The sequence below is a fragment of the Duganella qianjiadongensis genome (assembly GCF_009857915.1).
GTDB classification, from domain to species: Bacteria; Pseudomonadota; Gammaproteobacteria; order Burkholderiales; family Burkholderiaceae_D; genus Rugamonas; species Rugamonas qianjiadongensis.
The window spans coordinates 246,592-267,927 of the sequence record NZ_WWCM01000002.1; the positions used below are offsets into that span (position 1 = coordinate 246,592).

Genomic DNA, 21,336 nt, shown 5'->3' on the forward strand with positions numbered 1-21,336 from the left:
GCATCCCCCCGCCTCAGGCAGCATCCGCGCGCTCCGTTCTCCTGCGTTAGAAGGAAAACGGAGCGCTGTCCTGCACGATATTCAAAACTTGCATATCATTAGACATATCCATTCGTGGGCAATCCGCTAGCACGCTGGTAAGATTTTCTTCATCCTCAACGTAGAAAGTTCGTCTCATGCGCACCCGCACCATTGCACGTCCCCTGCTGTTAAGCACCCTGATATCCACCATCGTCATTCCCGCCTTCGCCCAGCAGTTGCCGGCAGAAGGCGAACTGCAATCCGTCGTGGTGACGGGCACCTATGCCAAAAACCGCCGCACAGTCGATTCCGAATCGCCGATCGACATCATCGGCGCACGTGAACTGCAGGCCAGCGGCTCGACCGAACTGGCCACCGTGCTGGGGCGCCTGCTGCCATCGATGAACTTCCCCCGCCCATCCGGCGCCGATGCCAGCGACGCCGTGCGTCCGGCCCAGCTGCGCGGCCTGTCGCCCGACCAGACGCTGGTCCTGGTGAACGGCAAACGCCGCCATAGCTCGGCGGTGGTCAATGTCAACGGCACCCAGGGCCGCGGCTCGGCCCCGGTCGATCTGAACGCCATTCCCCTGTCCGCCATCGACCACATCGAAGTGCTGCGCGATGGCGCCGCCGCCCAGTATGGCTCGGACGCGATTGCCGGTGTGATCAACATCATCCTGAAAAAAGGCGCCGGCGGCGGCGATGCCGAAGTGGGCGTGGGCGAATACCAGAAACGCGACGGCAAACAGCTGACCGTGCGTGGTTCCACCGGCTTCAATCTCGGCGATCAGGGCTGGGTACGGGTAGCGCTGGAAGCGGCTGACCGCGATCCCACCAACCGTGCCGGCGCCGACTTGCGCAATCCGGCCGAGCCGCGCTACGGCAAGGTCAACCAGCGCTTCGGCGATCCGGAAACCCGCCCGCGCAGCGTGTTCGTCAACAGCCAGTACCGCGTCAACGACGATATTGACTGGTACGCCTTCGCCAACTATGGCCAGCGCAATACGTCGGCCGCCGCTACGTGGCGTACTGCCCTCAACGGCACGGCCCAGCGCACCCCGCTGTATCCGGAAGGTTTCCTGCCGCTGGAAAACAGCGAATCACAGGATACCTCGCTGGTGACGGGCCTGCGCGGCGAAGCCGCCGGCTGGCGCTGGGACGCGAGCCTGAACTACGGCCGTAACGAATTCCAGCTCGACCTCGACCACACCGTCAACCAGACGCTGGGCGCGGCCAGCCCTACCCACTTCTACGCCGGCAAGCTGCTCAACACCCAGCAGCTGTTCAATCTGGATCTGGCACGCGAATATCCGGTGGCCGCCTTCAGCGGTCCGCTCACCGTCGCTGTGGGCGCCGAAGCGCGCCACGAAAGCTACGAGATCGGCGCTGGCGACGAAGCTTCCTACATAGGCACCGGTGCACAGGGTTTCTCCGGCTTCCGCCCCGTCAATGCTGGCCGCAACAGCCGCCACAACGAATCGGCCTACCTGAATCTGGAAGCTGATGTCACGCGCCAGTTCTCCACCTCGGCCGCGCTGCGCCATGAGCGCTATAGCGATTTCGGCAGCACCACTTCGGCCAAGGGTTCGGCGCGCTACGCTTTCAGCGAAGCGTTCTCGCTGCGCGGCACGGCATCGTCGGGCTTCCGCGCACCGTCGCTGGCGCAGCAGTTCTACACCATCACCACCACCAACTTCTCGGTAGTCAATGGCGTCAACACGCCTATCGAGACCGGAACATTCGCCGTGGGCAGCGCTGCCGCCGCAGCGCTGGGAGCCACTCCCCTGAAAGCCGAGAAAGCCCGTAACTACAGCCTCGGTTTGCAATTCTCCCCGCTCAGCAACTGGAGCACCACGGTGGATGCCTACCGCATCGACATCGACGACCGCATCGCCCTGTCGGCCAACATGACGCTGTCGCCCGCGCTGCAGGCCGCGCTGGCCAAGCAGAACATCCTGGTAGGCGCGGGCCGCTACTTCACCAACGCCATCGACACCCGCACCACCGGCGTGGATGTGGTCAGCACCTACCGTCTCGACTTGAAGACCTCGGGCCGTTACGACTTTACGCTGGCCTACAATCACAACAAGAACTCGCTCGAACACGTCAACGCCAATCCGGCTATCCTGACGGCCAACAATCTGACGCTGATCGACCGCCAGACCATCAACCGCCTGACGGTAGGCTCGCCCAAGGACAAACTGAGTCTGGCCACCGATGCCAGCTGGGGCGCCTGGTCGGCCCGTGGCGTGGTCACCCGCTATGGCAGCTTCACGGTGCCGCAGAACAACGCCACGCTGGATCAGACCTACGATCCGCAGTGGGTGCTCGACCTCTCCACCAGCGTCAAGCTGAACAAGAACTGGCGTCTGAGCGCGGGTATCGATAACGTCACCAACCGTTATCCGGATCAGGTCACCTCGGCCGGTAACCTGAACAACAACGGCATCAACCCGTACAGCGGCTTTGCACCTAACGGCTTCAATGGCCGCTACTACTACGCCAAGGCCGCCTATACCTGGTAAGCCACTCTGCGCTGAGCTGAGCTGAAACGACAGCGGCGCTGCTGACGGTACTCCCCGTCAGCAGCGCCGCAGTTTTTTGCCCGCGTCTCAGGCAGCGCTCAGCAAAGGCCGGCGTGGCCGCACCGCTGCCGCTGCCGGTGCCGCCGTCAGCTTAAATACGCTGACAGCCTGCGCCAGCAGGTCGGCCTGATCGCGCATGCTCTGGGCCGCCGCAGCCGCCTCCTCCACCAGCGCCGCATTACGCTGGGTCACATCATCGATCGACACGATAGCCTGATTCACCTGTTCGATGCCGCTGCTCTGTTCGCTGCTGGCAGCGCTGATATCGCGCATGATCTGCGCCACCTCCTGCACCGACTGCACGATACGCGCCATGGTAGCGCCCGCCTCGTCAACCAGCGTGGCGCCCGTATCGACCGTCGTTACCGACTCATCAATCAGCGCCTTGATTTCTTTGGCGGCCACGGCAGAACGCTGGGCCAGATTACGCACTTCGGACGCCACCACCGCAAAGCCGCGTCCTTGCTCGCCAGCCCGGGCCGCCTCGACTGCCGCATTCAGCGCCAGAATATTGGTCTGGAATGCAATCCCGTCGATCACACCGATGATATCGACGATCTTGCTGGAGCTGGCCTTGATCGCTCCCATCGTCGCTACCACCTCGCCCACCACCTGTCCGCCTTTACTGGCGTAGCTGGAAGCCGACTCCACCAGCTCGGTGGCATGGCGCGCATTGGCGGCATTCTGAGTAACGGTAGAGGTCAGCTCTTCCATCGACGAAGCCGTTTCCTCCAGACTGGAAGCCTGCTGCTCGGTGCGGCTCGACAGATCCAGATTGCCCGATGCGATCTGGTTGGAGGCGGTGGCGATGGTGTCCGTACCGGCACGCACCTGCCCGACCGTGCGCGCCAGCTGTTCGTTCATATCGATCAGGGCACGCAGCAGCAAACCGGTTTCATCGCGCGTATCGCATTCGATCTGCATGGTCAGGTCGCCCCCGGCCACGGCTTGCGCCATATGCACGGCGCGGTTGAGCGGCTGGGTAATGCTGCGCGTTATCCAGTACAGCACCCACGCCGCCAGTGCCGTGGCCAGCACAGTCAGCACGATCATCATAGTGCGGGCCTGGTCGAACGCCTGGTCGGCCACGGCAGCAGCATCGTCAATCGCCGCCTTTTGCTGCTTAACCATATCATTCAGGGCGTTCAGGTAGCTAGTCTGTTCCTTGCGCACCGTCGTCAGCAGGTAGCGCACCGCTTCGTCGCGGCGCGCCAGATCAGGCGACATACGGAGAAATTCAGACTGTACTTCGACGTAGCGGGCGCGCGCTTCCGTCACCGCTTTGAACTTGGCCATGCTGGCAGGATCGGCGTCATCGACGATCAGCGCCTCCAGCTTTTCCAGCAGCGCGGTATTTTCCGCCTTGCGCTTGTTGACGCGCTCGAGTTCTGCCTTCACCACTGCCGGATCGGTCGATAGCATGGCATTGCGCATGGCGCGGGCGATATCGTTGACGCCGCCCATGACTTCATAGGACAGCACGACCTTGGGAAATTTGTCTTCCGCCAGATCGCGTGTGTTGTGATTGAGTTGCCCCAGTCTGGTGATGCCGATAATGGCGATGCCCACCATGAAGAGTATCGCCACACCAAGGCCTGCGGTGAGGCGACTGCCGATTTTCCAGTTCCTGACGTCCATGCTAGCTCCCCAAAATAAACACGTATGCTTAGATTTCCGGTTGCAACTCTCTGTCCGTCCCAGTATATGGACTATCTGTCAGCTAATTCTCTCCAATTATTGCAGTTGTTGGCCGACCACAGCAAGCACAGCCAATTGGCTGCGCCGCCATGCCGGCATGTGCGGATTAGCCCGGCTCGCCGCCATTGAGCGCCGCATCGATATCGGCGCGGCTCAAGTCGGGCGCAAACTGCTGGATGAAGTGATAGGCATACGAGCGCAGATAGGCGCCGCGCCGCACCGCCAGCCGCGTGGTGTTCTGCGCGAACAAATGCGACGCTTCCACTGCCCGCATGCCCTTGTCGCGGCCATGGTCGAACGCCATCGAGGCGACAATGCCGACGCCCAGCCCCAGCGCGACATACTGTTTGATCACGTCCGAATCCATCGCCGTCAGCACGATGTCGGGCTTCACGCTAGCCTGGGCAAACGCCGCATCGATGTGGCCGCGCCCGGTAAAGCCCACGTCGTAGGTAATCAGGGGGAACTCGGCCAGATCTTCCAGCCGGATCGGGCTGCGCGTGAGCAGCGGATGGCCATCCGGCACCACGATCAGATGGCTCCAGCGGTAGCAGGGGAAGGACACCAGATCAGGGAACTGCGACAGGCCTTCGGTCGCAATGCCGATATCGGTCTTGCCCGACAAAATCCATTCGGCGATGTGCTCGGGCGCGCTCTGCTGCAAGGCGATGCGCACATCGGGATAGGCGCTACGGAAACTCTGCACCACTTTCGGCAGCGCATAGCGCGCCTGCGTGTGGGTGGCCGCCACGCTGAGCGTACCGCTTTGCTGGCCCGTGTATTCCAGGCTGGCCTGCTGCAGGTTTTCCGCTTCGATCAGCAGGCGATCGATGATCTTGAGGATGCCCTTGCCCGGCTCCGTCATGCCCGTCAGGCGCTTGCCGTTGCGCTCGAAGATCACCACGCCCAGTTCATCTTCGAGTTCGCGTATCTGGCGGCTCACGCCCGGCTGCGAAGTGAACAGGGCATTCGCCACTTCCGTCAGGTTATAGCCGCGCCGTGCTGCTTCGCGGATGGAACGCAATTGCTGGAAATTCATATCGCCACTCCTGCATCGACAAACACCTGCAAACGCTTGGGCCGCACCACCAGCGTTTCGCCTTCGCGCAATTGCAGCGCGCTATAACGCTCGTTACCCAGCACGGCTTCGATCAACTCCCCCGTATCGGCGCGTTCCAGTTCCAGCTGCGCCAGCGGACCGATGGCGTGGCCGCGCAGCAGCTTGACGACGATGCCTTCGGCGCCGGGCGTGTAGCGCTCGATTTCCAGATCATGCGGACGCACATAGGCCGTGCCCTTACCTTCGCTGCCGGCCTGCGCCGGCACGGCAAAGCTGGCATCGCCACTGGCCAGCACACCATCCTGCACGCGGCCATGGAACATGTTGACGTTGCCGAGGAAGCTGTACACAAACGGCGACGCCGGATGGTTGTACACCTGATCGGGCGTACCGATCTGCTCGACCTGCCCTTTATTCATCAGCACCACCTGATCAGCCACTTCCAGCGCTTCCTCCTGATCGTGGGTGACAAAAATCGACGTCACGTGCAGTTCGTCGTGCAGACGGCGCAGCCAGCGGCGCAATTCCTTGCGCACCTTGGCGTCGAGCGCGCCGAACGGTTCATCGAGCAGCAGCACGCGCGGCTCCACCGCCAGTGCGCGCGCCAGCGCAATGCGCTGACGCTGGCCGCCCGACAGTTGCGGCGGATAACGGTCGGCCAGCCAGTCCAGCTGCACCAGTTCCAGCAGCTGTTTCACTTTTTCGCGGATCTGCTGTTCCGACGGGCGCTGGGCACGCGGTTTCACGCGCAGGCCGAAGGCCACGTTCTCGAATACCGTCATGTGCTTGAACAGCGCATAGTGCTGGAACACGAAGCCCACCTGACGCTCGCGCACATGGCGCTGCGATGCGTCTTCCTTGTCGAGCAGAACCTGACCGGAATCGGGATGCTCGAGGCCGGCGATGATGCGCAGCAGGGTAGTTTTGCCGCAGCCCGATGGCCCCAGCAATGCGGTCAGTTCGCCGTTGGGAAAATCCAGCGACACATTGTTCAGGGCGGTGAATTCGCCAAAACGCTTATGGATATTTTTAACTTCGATTGTCATGATTACTCCGTAGGGCGGACATCGTCGGCGCGGTTTTCATTCAGGCGCCAGGCGACAAAAGTTTTCAGTGCCAGCGTGACCAGTGCCAGCAGCGCCAGCAAGGAAGCCACGGCAAAGGCGGCAGCAAAGTTGTATTCGTTGTAGAGAATTTCTACCTGCAGCGGGATGGTGTTGGTTTCGCCGCGGATGTGGCCGGACACCACCGATACGGCGCCGAACTCGCCCATGGCGCGGGCATTACACAGAATCACGCCATACAGCAGGCCCCATTTGATATTCGGCAGCGTCACGCGGCGGAAGGTATCCCAGCCGGATGCGCCCAGCACGATGGCCGCTTCCTCTTCTTCGCTGCCCTGCGCCTGCATCAGCGGTATCAGTTCGCGCGCCACAAACGGGAAAGTGACGAAGATGGTCGCCAGCACGATGCCCGGCACGGCAAACAGAATCTTGATTTCATGGGCCTGCAGCCACGGTCCGAACCAGCCCTGCGCGCCGAACAGCAGCACGTAGATCAGGCCCGAGATCACGGGCGACACGGAGAATGGCAGATCGATCAGGGTCAGCAGGATGCTCTTGCCGCGAAAATCGAATTTGGCGATACACCACGAGGCAGCCACGCCGAACACCAGATTCAGCGGCACGGCGATCACGGCTGTCAGCAAGGTCAGCTTGATCGCGGCCAGCGCGTCTTCTTCCACGATGGCCGCCAAATAGGCATCCCAGCCTTTACGGAAAGCTTCCGCAAACACTGCCATCAGCGGCACGAACAGGAACAGCGTGAGGAAGGTCAGCGCGACGGCAATCAGCACACCGCGCACCCACAACGGCTCCAGTATCTGCGGCGGCGCTGGCAGTTCGCCACGGCGTACCGGCGTATTCGGCAAGGCGCTCATGCTTTGCCTCCTTTGCCGCGTGCCCAGGCCTGCAGCAGATTAATACTGAGCAGCATGAGGAAGGACACCACCAGCATCACCACGGCGATGGCCGTGGCGCCGGCATAGTCATACTGTTCCAGCTTGGTGATGATGAACAGCGGCGTGATCTCGGAAATCATCGGCATATTACCGGCGATGAAAATCACCGAGCCGTATTCGCCGGTCGCGCGTGCAAAGGCCAGCGCAAAGCCCGTCATCAGCGATGGCAGAATGGTGGGGAACACCACGCGGGTAAAGGTCTGCAGCGCGCTGGCGCCGAGGCTGGCCGCCGCTTCTTCCAGTTCGCGCTCGGCATCTTCCAGCACCGGCTGCACGGTACGCACCACGAACGGCAGGCCGATGAAGGTCAGCGCAATCACCACGCCTATCGGGGTGAACGCCACCTTCAGACCGAACTGCCCTTCCAGCACGCGGCCAAACCAGCCGTTAGCCGAATACAGCGCCGTCAGCGTAATACCGGCCACGGCGGTGGGCAGCGCGAACGGCAGGTCCACCAGTGCATCGATGATGCGCTTGCCGGGGAATTCGTAGCGCACCAGCACCCACGCCACCACCAGCCCGAACACGGCGTTGATGGCCGCGCCCAGCAGCGAAGCACCGAAGGTCAGCCGGTAAGATGCCATCACGCGCTCGTTGGTGACGGCATGCCAGAAACCTTCCCAGCTCAGGGTGAAAGTCTTGAGAAATACGGCCGACAGGGGAATCAGGACGATCAGGGTCAGATACAGGATCGTGAACCCCAGCGACAGCCGGAAACCCGGCATGACGCGGAATGGCGCGCCCTGCTTGCTTAGCGCGGGCGCAGCGAGAACTGCAGACATAAAGGCTCCCTTATTACAAATTCTTCTATAAGGGCGTCATATTCTCACTGATGCTTCATAATCCAAACGAAGCTTTTATCATTTAATTAGACGTTTCCGCTATATAGCGGAGTGCTGGCAGCTCAGGACACCAGCTTGGCCGCTACCGCCACCAGCGTGAAGGCCAGCAGGACGCGCAGCAGACGCTCCGGCACAGCGCGGGCCGCATACGAGCCGATAGTAATGCCGGGCACGGAGCCCACCAGCAGGGTCAGCAGCAGGCTCCAGTCGATCGAGCCCAGCCACCAGTGGCCGATGGCAGCAATCGCTGTCAGCGGCACGGCATAGGCGATGTCGGTGCCAGCCACTTCGGCTGGCGTCAGGCGCGGATATAGCATCACCAGCAGAGTAGCGCCGATAGCGCCAGCGCCGATAGAGGAAATGGTCACCAGCGTGCCCAGCACGGCACCGGATAAAATGGTGGCCCACACCAGCTTATCGCCCTGCAACTGGCGTTCGGGATGGGCATTAATCCATGCCAGCATTTTGCGGCGGAACAGGATGGCCACCACGGTCAGCATCACGGAACCGGCAATCATGTAGCGGATGATCTGGCCGATTTCCTTGTTGAGTGTGCCGAAATGTTTGAGGGAATAGCTGGCCAGCAAAGCCGCGGGCAAGGCGCCCAGACAGAGGCGGCGCACGATTTCCCAGTGCACCGTGCCGCGCAGGCGGTGGGTGAAAGTGCCCACGCCTTTGGTAAGCGAGGCAAAGGCCAGATCGGTACCGACTGCCACCGCTGGCGACACGCCGAACAGCAGCGTCAAAAGCGGCGTCATTAGCGAACCGCCGCCTACGCCCGTCATTCCGACCAGCAGACCTACGGCAAAACCCGATGCGACAAACGACAAATCCATACATTCCCCCAAGAGTAGACCGCAGGGTACAGACTCTTGGGGAAGAACCCAACAACACAGATTTTATTTGCTTATGCGTTATTTGTTAGGCTGAGGGGTCACGCGCAGATAAGGACGGGCAGCCGTATAGCCTTTCGGATACTTCTGCTTGAGCACTTCCGGGTCCTGTACCGTCAGCGGAATGATGACATCATCGCCATCTTTCCAGTTGCCGGGCGTGGCCACGGTGTAGCCGTCGGTCAGCTGCAGGGCATCGATCACGCGCAGCACTTCATCGAAATTGCGGCCCGTACTCATAGGATAGGTGATGTTCAGGCGCACTTTCTTGGCTGGATCGATCACGAACAGGGTACGCACGGTGGCCGTGGCGGAAGCGTTAGGGTGGATCATGTCATACAGCGTCGATACCTTGCGGTCCGCATCGGCGATGATGGGGAAGCCCACCACCGTGTTCTGCGTCGCCTCGATATCGGCGATCCACTCCTTGTGCGACTCGGCCGGGTCGACCGAGAGCGCAATGGCTTTCACATTGCGCTTGTCGAATTCCGGTTTCAGTTTGGCCGTCAGGCCCAGTTCGGTGGTGCAGACCGGGGTAAAGTCTGCCGGATGGGAAAACAGCACTACCCAGGAATCGCCTGCCCATTCATGGAAGCGCAGCGGTCCGATGGAAGAGTCCTGCTCGAAATCAGGGGCGATATCGCCCAGTCGTATGGTCATGTTCAGCTCCGGATTGTCATCAACTAACTATCGTCACACACAGAAATCATAGGCTACAGCTTTCCTATTCTGCGCCTTTTCTGCTAAAAAATACAAGGTTTCCAGGCCTTGCTGCCAGTCGCCCAGATTCGACTCGGCATTAATATGACCGAGCGCACCCGCGTCAACCAGCACGCTGTTCCAGCGCTGCGCCCAGCCGGCGGCTTTCTCCAGCGTCATCCACGGATCGTTACGGCTGCCGACAACAATGGACGGCACCGGCAAGGCCTGCTGCGGTAGTTGTGCAGCCACCTTGAATTTATCGGGATCGGCCGGTGCCACCAGCAACACGCCGGCCACGCCGGCCGGATTGCGCGCCACACTATGCACGCTCGCTAGCGCACCGAAGCTATGCGCCACAATCAGCACTGGCCGCGCATCCCGTCCGTGCTGGCGGTGATGGTCGATGCGGCCAGCCCAGCGATTCAGATCGGGCTGGGCCCAGTCTTCCTGGCGCACCCGCTCGAACGCCGGATTATGCAGCTGCCAGCGGCTTTGCCAGTGCCCCGGCCCGCTGTTATGCAGGCCGGGCGCTATCAGCACGCGAAATTGGTCGAGTGCGCTGGCCATGATTATTTCGGCTGATAGATCTGATCGAACAGGCCACCGTCAGCGAAGTGGGTCTTCTGCGCTTTGCTCCAGTCACCTGCCACCTGTGCCAGCGTGAACAGCTTCACATTCGGGAACTGGCTGGCGTATTTCTTGGCATATTTCTCGACGACGGGACGGTAGTAGTTCTTGGCAATGATGTCCTGCGCTTCGTCGGTGTAGAGGAAGTTCAGATAGGCTTCGGCCACTTTGCGGGTGCCGCGCTTGTCCACCACTTTATCGACCACCGCCACTGGCGGCTCGGCCAGTATGGACACAGATGGCGCCACGATATCGAACTTGGTCGGGCCCAGTTCCTTGATGGCCAGCAGCGCTTCGTTTTCCCATGCGATCAGCACATCGCCGATGCCGCGCTCGACAAAGGTAGTGGTGGCGCCGCGGGCGCCGGAATCGAGCACCGGCACGTTTTTGTACAGCTTGCTCAGGAATTCTTTCGCCGACGCTTCGCTGCCGCCCGGCTGGCGCAGTGCGTAACCGTAGGCGGCCAGATGGTTCCAGCGGGCACCGCCCGAGGTTTTCGGATTCGGCGTGATAACGGCCACGCCCGGTTTCACCAGATCGTTCCAGTCCTTGATGCCTTTAGGATTGCCCTTGCGGACCAGAAACACGATGGTCGAAGTGTACGGCGTGCTGTTATGGGACAGCTTTTTCTGCCAGTCGGCGCTCAGCAGCTTGTGCTCGGCAATGGCGTCGATATCGTAGGCCAGCGCCAGCGACACCACATCGGCTTCCAGTCCATCGATGACGGCGCGGCCCTGTTTGCCCGAGCCGCCATGCGACTGCTTGATCTTGACCGTATCGCCAGTCTTGGCTTTCCACTGCTTGGCAAATTCGACGTTAACGTCCTGATACAGCTCGCGGGTAGGATCGTAGGAAACGTTAAGTAAGGAAACTTCTGCCGCCAGCGCAGGAACAGCAGCGGTAACAGCAAAAACGGCAGCAGCGATGATTTTTTTGGACAGCATAGGATTCCCCTGTGAATGAAGGTCTCCAGATTACTGCCGTCCTTTATAATTTAAAACGAAACTTTTAGCACTTCAATATACCAAAACTTCATATACAGTTAGAGAAAGCGGTTAGCCAGCACCACGATCCAGGCCGCCGCCGCCAGCAAACAGGCCAGCAGCACCGCCGCACTACCGAAATCCTTGGCATTCTTGGACAAGGGGTGGCGCTCCAGCGACACCCGGTCCACCACGGCTTCGATCGAGGAATTAATCAGTTCCACGATCAGAATCAGCACCAGCACACCGATCAGCATCAATTTTTCAAAGGCTGAAATACGCAAGGCCAGTGCAATACACGTTCCTAGCGCGAAAACACCCATTTCCTGACGAAAAGCCGCCTCGTCACGCCATGCAGCACGGAAGCCATCTTTCGAGTAACGCAGGGCAGCGAACAGCCGCTTCAGGCCCGGTTTGCTTTTGAATTCACTTTGAGGTTGCATAGATTAGCCACATTAGAAGAATCTCTCATTATGCATTATTTCACATTGTTTTCACATTGTGGTATAAAGAAGTCATCGCATACCGCAGCGCACCAACCACATCATGAAAATCGAACCGGTCCCCGAACAAAAAACCACCATACAGGTGATAGAACGTATGGTTGCCTTACTCGATGCATTGGCCAAATATCCCGACCCTGTCAGCCTCAAGGAACTCTCCAAAGTCTCGGGGCTACACCCTTCGACGGCGCACCGGATTTTGAACGATCTGGTACTCACCCGCTTCGTCGACCGGATCGAACCGGGCACCTACCGGCTCGGCATGCGCCTGCTGGAACTGGGCAATGTGGTCAAGAGCCGCCTGTCCGTGCGGGAAGCCGCCGTGGACTTTATGCGTGCACTGCACAAAAGAACCCAGCAGACCATCAATTTATCAGTTCGCCAGGGCGACGAAATCGTCTACATCGACCGTTCCTTCTCCGAACGCTCGGGCATGCAGGTGGTACGCGCCATCGGTGGCCGTGCACCGCTGCACCTGACCTCGACGGGCAAGCTGTTCCTGTCGGTGGATGAGCCTAAGGCCATCCGTGCCTATGCCACCCGCACGGGTCTGGCGGGCCACAACAAGAACTCGATTACGGATCTGCCCAAGCTGGAACGGGAGCTGAGTCTGGTCAAATCGCGCGGCTATGCGCGCGATAACGAGGAACTGGAACTGGGGGTACGCTGTATGGCCGCCGGCATCCACGACGATAGCGGCAAGCTGATTGCCGGCCTGTCCATCTCGGCGCCGGCCGACCGTCTGCAGGAAGAATGGCTGGAAGATCTGGTCAGCACGGCCAACCAGATCTCGGCCACGCTCGGTTACATTCCGGTCGAATAGCTAGGCGCACTCAGGCTGGCAGGCTTGAGCGCTTCCAGCCACTTGCGCATGCGGCCGGCATCGGCAGCACGTGCCTGCTTGCCCTTGGAATCGAGAAACACCATGATCACGGCACGGCCTTCGATCACGGCCTGCATCATCATGCAGCGCCCTGCCTCGTTGATGAAGCCCGTCTTCTGCAAGCCTATAGACCAGTCCGGGCTGGCCACCAGATGGTTGGTGGTGCCGAACTGCATCGGCTTGCCATTGGCTTCCACGATGGCCTTCACATCGGTCGAATACTGGCGCAGCAGCGGTTGCTGGTAGGCCGCCATGGCCAGCTTGGCCAGATCGCGCGCGCTGGCCACGTTCATCTTCGACAGGCCGCTGGAATCGACATAATGGGTATCGGTCATGCCCAGTTCGCGCGCCTTGGCATTCATGGCTTCCACGAACGCAGGCTTGCCGCCCGGATAGTGACGGCCCAGTGCCGACGCCGCACGGTTCTCCGAACTCATCAGAGCGATATGCAGCATATTGGCGCGGGTCAGTTTGCTGCCGACCTTCAGGCGCGAACTGCTGAATTTCTCGCGGTCCACATCTTCATCGGTCACGGTCAGCACTTCATCCATGTCCTGGCCCGCTTCCACCACCACCAGTCCCGTCATCATCTTGGTGATGGAGGCGATCGGCAGGGCCACATCGGAATTCTTCTCGAACAGCACTTCGGCATTCGACTGGTCGAGCACCAGCGCCACATTCGATTTCAGGTCGAGCGGATCATGCGTCTGGCTCAGGCCGGCCAGATCGCCCATGGTCGGCACGGCAGGCGCGGCCACCATCATGCGCTGGTACACCACTTTGCGCTTGCCATTGACCATCATCACGCGCTTGACCGTGCGCTCGGCCGAGGCCGCAGCCACCACCTTGCTGCTCTGCGCTTTGGACTTCTTGCCATGTTTTTTGGCCGCCCCGGCATGCGCTGCATGGGCCACACCGGACACCAGCATCAGCGCGATCAGCGCACCGCCAGCTTTCGACATCAGCGTTTTCTTAACCATTGCTATCCCCGCTAAACCTGCATCAACAACAAGCAATTACTTGCAGTTTAGCAAATTGCCAAACTAGTACAAGCCTTGCTCCTTACAAACTATTCGACAAATTTCACAAACTCTTGAAGCGCCATGCGCTCCGTCTGCAGACTATTTTCCACCTTGCTGTGATCAGCATAGCCCAGTGCCATGCCGCACACCACAGTTTCCTGAGCTGGCAGCTGTAATTGTTCCGTAATGATGCGGTGATACTGGGTAAACGCTGCCTGCGGGCAGGTATCCAGACCTCGGCCACGGGCCGCCACCATGATGTTCTGCAGGAACATGCCGTAGTCCAGCCACGAACCCTGTGCCATCACCCGGTCGATGGTGAATATCAGCCCTACCGGTGCACCGAAGAAATCATAATTCTTGCCATGCTGGGCGGCCATGCCGGCCTTGTTGTCGCGGGTCAGGCCCAGCAAGGCATACAGGTCCCAGCCCACCTTGCGGCGGCGGTCGATGAAGGGCGACACCCACTGGCTGGGATAGTAGGCATATTCCTCCGTATGCTGGGCCGCCAGCGCCGGATCGCTGTGGGCCGCCAGTATCGCCGCCGTCAGCTGCGCCTTGCGCTGGCCCGTCAGCACATACACTTTCCAGGGCTGGGTGTTGGTGCCCGACGGCGCCCGTCCCGCCACCTGCAACAGCTGCTCGATATCTTCCCGCGCCACGGCCTGCGGCAGATACGCGCGGATGGAACGGCGGCTGGTGATGGCGGCATCGACGGCCTGCTGGGTAGAACTGGAAATCATACGGTCTCGCTATCAAGGCGCACTCGCGCTAGTTTGGTTTCTTCACGACAAATATAACACCAGTCACGGCCAAAACCATCCCCAGAATACCGAGGGAATTAAAGGCTTCACCGAACATCAGCCAGGCCATCACGGCCGTAGTGGGCGGGGTCAGATACATCAGACTGGTGACTTCGGTGGCATGGCTGCGGCGGATCAGGGCAAACAGCAGGAAAATCGCGCCTATCGACAGGCCCAGCACCGACCACAGCAAGGCAAGCAGAAAACGCGGCGTCCACTGCACCGCCGCAAAATCTGGCCCCAGGCCTTCCAGCCATATGGCCAGCGGCAACACTAGCAACAGCGAAGCGCTGAACTGGATCACGGTTCCCGTACGCAGATCGAACTGCGCGCAATAGCGCTTCTGGTACAGCGTACCGGCCGTGATCGACAGCAGGGCCAGCACACATAGCAGTATGGCCGGAACGGTTAGCCCCACCAGCCGGATCTTGGCGGCCACCACCAGCGCCACCCCGCCCAGACCGAACGCCAGCCCCAGCCACTGGCGCGGACGCACCCGTTCGCCGATCAGCCGGGCTGACAGCGCCGTCAGGATAGGCTGCATGCCCACAATCAGGGCCGACAGGCCGGCCGGCATGCCCTGCTTGATAGCGCACCAGACGCCAATCAGATAACCGGCCTGCACCAGCAAACCCGCCAGCGCGATATGGACTATGCGCCCATGCGGCCAGGGCGCGCGCAGCACCAGCACGGCAGGCAACAGAAACACCAGCACGCCAAGGAAACGCAGCACCAGAAAAGTCAGCGGCGGCGCATAGGGCAGGCCGAACTTGGCAACAATAAACCCGCTACTCCACAGCAATACGAAAAAAAGGGGCAATGGCGACAGAAAGGAGGCGCGTGCTGCGCTGCGTGATGATGGGCTGGTGGTAGTCATCGTACGAGTCTAACACGGCCGGATGCCCCCTGCGGCAAGCCCTGCGAAATGTCAATATTGCATGCTTTGATGCAACGCACAAAAAATGCTTGACTTAATTCTTGAAGCCCGTAGAATTCGTCTTGTTGCGTTGCACAATATGTTGTTCGGTCTGAAACGTCGCTGCTCTGTTTCTAGCCGGCTGTAAGAAACAGCAGTACCCACACAATACCCTACTACTGGAGAGTCACATGTTTTCGATCCCTGAGCAATTTTCCAATGCGACCAAAGCCAACTTTGAATCGCAATTCGCTATCTTCTCGACCCTGACCAACAAAGCTTTCGAAGGCGTAGAGAAATTCGTCGACCTGAACCTGAACGCTGCCAAAGCTTCGCTGGAAGAGTCGTCGGCTACCGCCAAGCAACTGCTGGCGGCTAAAGATCCACAGGAATTCTTCTCGCTGGCTACTGCACAAGCTCAGCCAGCTGCTGAAAAAACCCTGGCTTACGGCCGTCATCTGGCCAGCATCGCTTCGACCACTGGCGCCGAGTTCAGCAAAGCTGCCGAAACCCAGATCGCTGAAACCAACCGCAAAGTCATCTCGCTGGTGGACGAAGTGAGCAAAAACGCCCCGGCCGGCACCGAAAACGCTGTGGCTGCTTTCAAATCGGCGATCGGCAATGCCAACGCTGGCTACGAGCAGTTCGCCAAGACCGCCAAGCAAGCTGTTGAATCGCTGGAATCGAACCTGAACCAGGCTGTTAGCCAGTTCACCGCTGCCGCTTCCAAAGCAACTGCCAAGAAGTAATTCTGCTCAGCCCTGAAGCGTGATCGCTCCGGCCTGGCCGGGGCATTTTTCAGGGTCGGCTAGCAAAAAGGGCAACCCGCGGGTTGCCCTTTTGTATTTCCGGCGCCCGATTTATTCGCCCAGATACGCTGCCTTGACGCGCGGATCATCGAGCATGTCAGCCGCATTGCCGGTCATGGTGATCACCCCCGAATCCATCACATAGCCGCGGTGCGCCGCCTGCAGCGCCAGCTTGGCGTTCTGCTCCACCAGCAGGATGGTCACACCCTGCGCCGATACGGCACGGATCACTTCGAAGATTTTCTCCACCATGATGGGCGACAAACCCATCGATGGTTCGTCCAGCAGCAGCAGTTCCGGATGCGACATCAGCGCGCGCGCCATGGCCAGCATCTGCTGTTCGCCGCCGGACAGGGTGCCGGCCAGCTGGGCCGAACGCTCCTTGAGGCGGGGGAAGGTTTCGTACCATTTGGCGATGTCGGCATCGATGCCGGCCTGATCATTGCGGGTGTAGGCGCCCATCATCAGGTTTTCATGGATGGTCATGCGGGTGAACACGCCGCGCCCTTCCGGTACCATGGCCAGCTTTTTTTCCACCAGATGGAAGGACTGGCTGCCTTTGAGCGATGCGCCCTTATAGCTGACCGTGCCTTCCACCTTGCAGGCGGGCAGCGTGCCGGTAATGGCTTTCAGGGTGGTGGTCTTGCCGGCGCCGTTGGCACCGATCAGCGCCACCAGCTCGCCTTGGTTGACTTCCAGATCGATGCCTTTGACCGCCTTGATACCACCGTACGCGACTTTCAGTCCCGCTACTTTAAGAACATTGTCGCTCATTAGTGCGATCCTCCCAGATAGGCGTCGATCACCGCCTGATTACTCTGTATTTCTGCCGGCAAGCCTTCGGCGATAGGTTTGCCGTATTCCAGCACCATCAGCCGGTCGCACAAGCTCATCATCATCTTGACGTCGTGCTCGATCAGCAGCACGGTCTTGCCTTCGTTTTTGATTTTCACCAGCAGCTCGCGCAGCGCCAGTTTTTCCGTGGCGTTCATGCCGGCCGCCGGTTCGTCCAGTGCCAGCAACTGCGGTTCCGTCGCCAGTGCGCGGGCAATTTCGAGCCGGCGCTGGTCACCGTAGGAGAGGAACTTGGCGGTGCGGCTGGCGAACTGGCCGATGCCGACGAAGTCCAGCAATTCCTGCGCGCGGCGGCGGATCGCCGCCTCTTCCTCGCGTGCCGCCTTGTGGCGGAAAATGGCGCCAAACACGCCCTGATGGGTGCGCACATGGCAACCCACCATGACGTTTTCCAGCGCCGTCATTTCACCGAACAGGCGGATATTCTGGAAGGTACGGGCGATGCCGGCCTTGGCCACCTCATGCGGCGCGGACGGCGAATACGGCTTGCCGGCCAGCTCGAAAGTGCCCGTATCGGGCTGGTACAGGCCGGTGATCACATTGAAGAAGGTGGTTTTGCCGGCGCCGTTAGGGCCGATCAGGCCGTAGATCTGGCCGCGCATGATCTTGATACCCACATCGGTCAGCGCCTGCAGGCCGCCGAAGCGCTTGTTCACCCCGGCGATGTGGAGAATTACTTGTTCGTTCATCTGTCTTTCCTCAGGCCGCCATGGTGCCGGACGATTGTTCTTTGGTGTCGGAATCGCCATCGGGGCGGTCTTCGTGCTTGGGCGCCGGCCACAGGCCGGCGGGACGGTTCAGCATGATCAGCACCATGGCCAGGCCGTACAGCAGCTGACGCAGCACTTCCGCTTCCACCAGCACATGGCCGAACAGGCGTTCCTGCAGCGGCTCCACCACATGGCGCAGCACTTCCGGCAGCGCCGCCAGCAGCGCGCCGCCCATGATCACGCCGGGAATATGGCCTATGCCGCCCAGCACCACCATGGCCAGCACGGCGATCGATTCCGTCAGCGAGAACGACTCGGGCGACACAAAGCCCTGGAACGATGCAAACATGGCGCCGGCGATGCCGCCGAACGACGCGCCCATCGAGAAGGCCAGCAGCTTGACGTTGCGGGTGTTGATGCCCATGGCCTTGGCGGCGATCTCGTCTTCGCGGATCGCCACCCACGCACGGCCCAGCCGCGAGTGCTGCAAGCGGGTAGTGACAAACACCACGGCCACGCACAGGAACAGGAACAGGAAGTAATAGGCATTCACCGACGGCATGGCATAGCCGCCCACCATCACGGTGGCGCGCGAACCGGCTTCGCCGGCCAGATTGACGCCGAACACGCGGATAGGGTCAATCAGGTTGATGCCCTGCGGACCGTTGGTGAAGTTGATCGGCTCGTTGAGGTTGTTCATGAAGATACGGATGATCTCGCCGAAACCGAGCGTGACGATGGCCAGATAGTCGCCGCGCAGCTTTAGCGTAGGCGCCCCCAGCAGCGCGCCGAACAGGCCGGCCAGCGCGGCCGCCAGCGGCACGATCACCCACACCGACAGGTGGATGCCGTTCTGCTGGATGTCCGGGCCCAGCACGGCCACCAGCGTATTGCCGATGACCGGATATTCATTGATCAGCGATTCCAGCAGCGTGGCGAACTGGGGCGAAGCCAGCAGGCCCGTCATGTACGCGCCCACCGCATAGAAAGCGATGTAACCGAGATCGAGCAGGCCGGCAAAGCCCACCACAATATTCAGGCCCAGCGCCAGCATGATGTACAGCAGCGCCATATCGACGATGCGCACCCACGAGTTGCCGAACGGTGCGGCCAGAAACGGGAAGATCAGCAGGCCGATCAGCACCACTGCCATGCTGGCATAGGCCTGACGGGGATTGCGGGAAGTATCGAAATTCAGAAGTGCCATGGTTATCCTTCCTGCTTAAGCGCGGTCCGCCACGCGTTCGCCCATGATGCCGGAGGGACGCACGGTGAGCACGATGATCAGTACCACGAAGGCGAAAATATCCTGATAGTGGCTGCCGAGGAAGCCGCCCGTCAGGTCGCCGATGTAGCCGGCACCCAGGCTCTCGATAATGCCCAGCACAATACCGCCTATCATGGCGCCGTAGATATTGCCGATGCCGCCCAGCACGGCAGCGGAGAAGGCTTTCAGGCCCGGCACAAAGCCCATGGCGAACTGGATGGATGCATAGTTGGCACCCCACATCACACCGGCCACGGCGGCCAGCGCGGCGCCCAGCGCGAAGGTGGTGACGATGACGCGATTGGCGTCGACGCCCATCAGTCCGGCTACACGGGGATTTTCCGCCGTGGCGCGCATGGCGCGGCCCATTTTGGTTTTTTCCACCAGCAGTACCAGCCCCACCATGGACAGCGCGGCCAGTACCAGCAGCAGAATCTGGGTTTGCGAAATCAGCGCACCGCCCAACACGATAGGTTCCGACGACAGCAGCTGCGGGAAGGCCAGCGGATTGCGCGACCAGATCATCATGGCCACCGTCTGCAGCAGAATGGACACACCGATAGCGGTAATCAGGGGGGCCAGCCGTGGCGCATTGCGCAGGCGGCGGTAGGCTACGCGCTCGATCAGCACATTGACCAGCATACACACGGGAATAGCACCGGCGATAGAAATGGCCAGCTTGGCGTAGCCGGGCAAATCTGGCGCATATTCGTTCAGGTATTTGAGGATGGTCAGGCCCGTCATCGCGCCTACCATCAGCACGTCGCCGTGAGCAAAGTTAATCAGGTTAAGCACGCCATACACCATGGTGTACCCGAGCGCGACCAGTGCATACATGCTGCCGAGCACCAGCCCGTTAATAATTTGTTGGATAAAAGTATCCATGTAGAGTGCCTTTACTATTGTGTTACACAGCCGGTTCAAGTAACAAAAACGGCACCCGGAGAAGTGGTCTCCGTAGTGCCGCCGTTGACTACGCTTTTACGTTGCAAGTTCTATGCCTGAATCGGCACCTCGCTGCGAGCCGCGTCCTCCACGCTTCGAACTGCCAGTTGACAGTTCATCTACTAAAGGGCGAAGCAATGATAGCGAGATTTTAGGAAAACGAACGGCGAAAAAGTTCACCAAATACTAAATTTTATTTCGTCACCCGTGTGACAGCACCTAGGCTGCGCTATGGCCTTCCTCTGTGGCTTTATTGCCATCGAGCCCCTTGGGCAGGGGGAAGGTGACCGCTTCCTCGACACCGTCCAGGGTGCGGACACTGCGCGCGCCCAGTTCCTTGAGACGGTCGATCACGGCCTGCACCAGCACTTCCGGAGCCGAAGCACCGGCTGTGACGCCGATACGCATTTTACCTTCCAGCCATTCCGGCTGGATCAGGCTGGCGTTATCGACCATATAGGCCGGCGTGCCCTTCTTCTGCGCCACTTCGCGCAGGCGGTTGGAATTCGAGCTATTCGGGCTACCCACCACGATCACCACTTCCACCTGCGGCGCCATGAACTTCACGGCATCCTGGCGGTTGGTGGTGGCGTAGCAGATATCGCCCTTCTTCGGCTCGATGATGGCCGGATAGCGCGCTTTCAGAGCCGCAATAATGTCGGCTGTATCGTCCACCGACAGCGTGGTCTGCGACACATAGGCCAGCTGATCCGGCTTGGACACGCTGAGTTTGGCCACATCTTCCACCGTTTCCACCAGATACATGCCGGCATCGGCCTGCCCCATGGTGCCTTCCACTTCCGGATGGCCCTGATGACCGATCATGACGATCTCGCAGCCCTGCTTGCGCATCTTGGCCACTTCCACGTGCACCTTGGTCACCAGCGGGCAGGTGGCGTCAAAAATACTCAGGCCGCGCGCTTCCGCTTCGGCACGCACGGCACGCGAAACGCCGTGGGCCGAGAACACCAGCGTATTGCCAGCCGGTACATCGTCGAGCTCTTCGATGAAGATGGCGCCCTTGGCGCGCAGGTCTTCCACTACGTAGGCGTTATGCACGATTTCGTGGCGCACATAGATAGGCGCACCAAACTGGACCAGAGCGCGCTCGACGATTTCGATGGCCCGGTCTACGCCGGCGCAGAAGCCGCGCGGCTGGGCTAGCAGAACTTCTTTTTCGCTCATCCGTTCC

21 protein-coding genes are annotated in these 21,336 nt (G+C 60.4%); 3 read left to right on the plus strand and 18 right to left on the minus strand.

Annotated features, from left to right (window positions below; genetic code table 11):
• Positions 1-176 precede the first annotated feature (176 nt).
• Entirely contained in the window at positions 177-2,546 is a 2,370-nt protein-coding gene (locus GTP27_RS04065; RefSeq protein WP_161037900.1) for a TonB-dependent receptor plug domain-containing protein, read from the plus strand.
• Between the two features lie 87 nt (positions 2,547-2,633).
• Here GTP27_RS04065 and GTP27_RS04070 read toward each other — a convergent pair whose 3' ends face one another.
• The 10 genes from GTP27_RS04070 to GTP27_RS04115 form a co-directional block, all read right to left on the minus strand.
• Entirely contained in the window at positions 2,634-4,244 is a 1,611-nt protein-coding gene (locus tag GTP27_RS04070; RefSeq protein WP_161037901.1) for a methyl-accepting chemotaxis protein, read from the minus strand.
• 166 nt (positions 4,245-4,410) lie between these two features.
• On the minus strand, positions 4,411-5,343 hold the full coding sequence (locus tag GTP27_RS04075) for a CysB family HTH-type transcriptional regulator (protein ID WP_161037902.1): 933 nt from the start codon (positions 5,341-5,343) through the stop codon (positions 4,411-4,413).
• Positions 5,340-6,410, minus strand: a complete 1,071-nt coding sequence (locus GTP27_RS04080; RefSeq protein ID WP_161037903.1) for a sulfate/molybdate ABC transporter ATP-binding protein — start codon at positions 6,408-6,410, stop codon at positions 5,340-5,342. Before GTP27_RS04080 ends, GTP27_RS04075 begins: the two co-directional genes overlap by 4 nt.
• A 2-nt stretch (positions 6,411-6,412) precedes the next feature.
• On the minus strand, positions 6,413-7,303 hold the full coding sequence (cysW, locus tag GTP27_RS04085) for a sulfate ABC transporter permease subunit CysW (protein ID WP_161037904.1): 891 nt from the start codon (positions 7,301-7,303) through the stop codon (positions 6,413-6,415).
• A complete protein-coding gene (cysT, locus tag GTP27_RS04090; RefSeq protein WP_161037905.1) occupies positions 7,300-8,166 on the minus strand; it encodes a sulfate ABC transporter permease subunit CysT in 867 nt (288 codons plus the stop codon). Before cysT ends, cysW begins: the two co-directional genes overlap by 4 nt.
• Before the next feature lie 122 nt (positions 8,167-8,288).
• Positions 8,289-9,062, minus strand: a complete 774-nt coding sequence (locus GTP27_RS04095) for a sulfite exporter TauE/SafE family protein (RefSeq protein WP_161037906.1) — start codon at positions 9,060-9,062, stop codon at positions 8,289-8,291.
• 78 nt (positions 9,063-9,140) lie between these two features.
• Positions 9,141-9,779, minus strand: a complete 639-nt coding sequence (locus GTP27_RS04100; RefSeq protein WP_155433193.1) for a peroxiredoxin — start codon at positions 9,777-9,779, stop codon at positions 9,141-9,143.
• A gap of 33 nt (positions 9,780-9,812) precedes the next feature.
• Positions 9,813-10,388, minus strand: coding sequence for an RBBP9/YdeN family alpha/beta hydrolase (locus GTP27_RS04105; RefSeq protein ID WP_161037907.1), 576 nt, complete (start codon positions 10,386-10,388; stop codon positions 9,813-9,815).
• Between the two features lie 2 nt (positions 10,389-10,390).
• Positions 10,391-11,392, minus strand: coding sequence for a sulfate ABC transporter substrate-binding protein (locus GTP27_RS04110; RefSeq protein ID WP_161037908.1), 1,002 nt, complete (start codon positions 11,390-11,392; stop codon positions 10,391-10,393).
• 98 nt (positions 11,393-11,490) lie between these two features.
• Entirely contained in the window at positions 11,491-11,874 is a 384-nt protein-coding gene (locus GTP27_RS04115; RefSeq protein ID WP_161037909.1) for a diacylglycerol kinase, read from the minus strand.
• A gap of 103 nt (positions 11,875-11,977) precedes the next feature.
• Here GTP27_RS04115 and GTP27_RS04120 point away from each other — a divergent pair, with 103 nt between their 5' ends.
• Positions 11,978-12,757 carry an IclR family transcriptional regulator gene (locus GTP27_RS04120; protein WP_161037910.1) on the plus strand — a complete coding sequence of 260 codons (780 nt, stop codon included), beginning with the start codon at positions 11,978-11,980 and terminating at the stop codon, positions 12,755-12,757.
• Here GTP27_RS04120 and pbpG read toward each other — a convergent pair.
• The 3 genes from pbpG to GTP27_RS04135 form a co-directional block, all read right to left on the minus strand.
• A complete protein-coding gene (gene pbpG / locus GTP27_RS04125; protein WP_161037911.1) occupies positions 12,739-13,797 on the minus strand; it encodes a D-alanyl-D-alanine endopeptidase in 1,059 nt (352 codons plus the stop codon). The genes GTP27_RS04120 and pbpG overlap by 19 nt on opposite strands.
• A gap of 89 nt (positions 13,798-13,886) precedes the next feature.
• The gene (locus GTP27_RS04130; RefSeq protein WP_161037912.1) at positions 13,887-14,582 is read right to left on the minus strand and encodes a nitroreductase; all 696 of its coding nucleotides are present in this window, start codon (positions 14,580-14,582) and stop codon (positions 13,887-13,889) included.
• A gap of 28 nt (positions 14,583-14,610) precedes the next feature.
• A complete protein-coding gene (locus GTP27_RS04135) occupies positions 14,611-15,519 on the minus strand; it encodes a DMT family transporter (protein ID WP_161037913.1) in 909 nt (302 codons plus the stop codon).
• 230 nt (positions 15,520-15,749) lie between these two features.
• On the opposite strand from GTP27_RS04135, the gene GTP27_RS04140 reads away from it, so the two are divergent.
• The gene (locus GTP27_RS04140) at positions 15,750-16,307 is read left to right on the plus strand and encodes a phasin family protein (RefSeq protein ID WP_161037914.1); all 558 of its coding nucleotides are present in this window, start codon (positions 15,750-15,752) and stop codon (positions 16,305-16,307) included.
• 111 nt (positions 16,308-16,418) lie between these two features.
• Here GTP27_RS04140 and GTP27_RS04145 read toward each other — a convergent pair whose 3' ends face one another.
• The 5 genes from GTP27_RS04145 to ispH all read right to left on the minus strand — a co-directional run bounded on the left by GTP27_RS04145 (position 16,419) and on the right by ispH (position 21,329).
• Positions 16,419-17,141, minus strand: coding sequence for an ABC transporter ATP-binding protein (locus tag GTP27_RS04145; protein WP_161037915.1), 723 nt, complete (start codon positions 17,139-17,141; stop codon positions 16,419-16,421).
• Positions 17,141-17,911, minus strand: a complete 771-nt coding sequence (locus tag GTP27_RS04150; protein WP_161037916.1) for an ABC transporter ATP-binding protein — start codon at positions 17,909-17,911, stop codon at positions 17,141-17,143. The genes GTP27_RS04145 and GTP27_RS04150 overlap by 1 nt, the downstream gene beginning before the upstream one ends.
• A 10-nt stretch (positions 17,912-17,921) precedes the next feature.
• Positions 17,922-19,139 (minus strand): ABC transporter permease subunit, encoded by a 1,218-nt coding sequence (locus tag GTP27_RS04155; RefSeq protein WP_161037917.1) that lies wholly within the window; start codon positions 19,137-19,139, stop codon positions 17,922-17,924.
• A gap of 15 nt (positions 19,140-19,154) precedes the next feature.
• The gene (locus tag GTP27_RS04160) at positions 19,155-20,084 is read right to left on the minus strand and encodes a branched-chain amino acid ABC transporter permease (RefSeq protein WP_161037918.1); all 930 of its coding nucleotides are present in this window, start codon (positions 20,082-20,084) and stop codon (positions 19,155-19,157) included.
• Between the two features lie 279 nt (positions 20,085-20,363).
• Positions 20,364-21,329 carry a 4-hydroxy-3-methylbut-2-enyl diphosphate reductase gene (gene ispH, locus GTP27_RS04165; RefSeq protein ID WP_161037919.1) on the minus strand — a complete coding sequence of 322 codons (966 nt, stop codon included), beginning with the start codon at positions 21,327-21,329 and terminating at the stop codon, positions 20,364-20,366.
• Between the last annotated feature and the right edge of the window lie 7 nt (positions 21,330-21,336).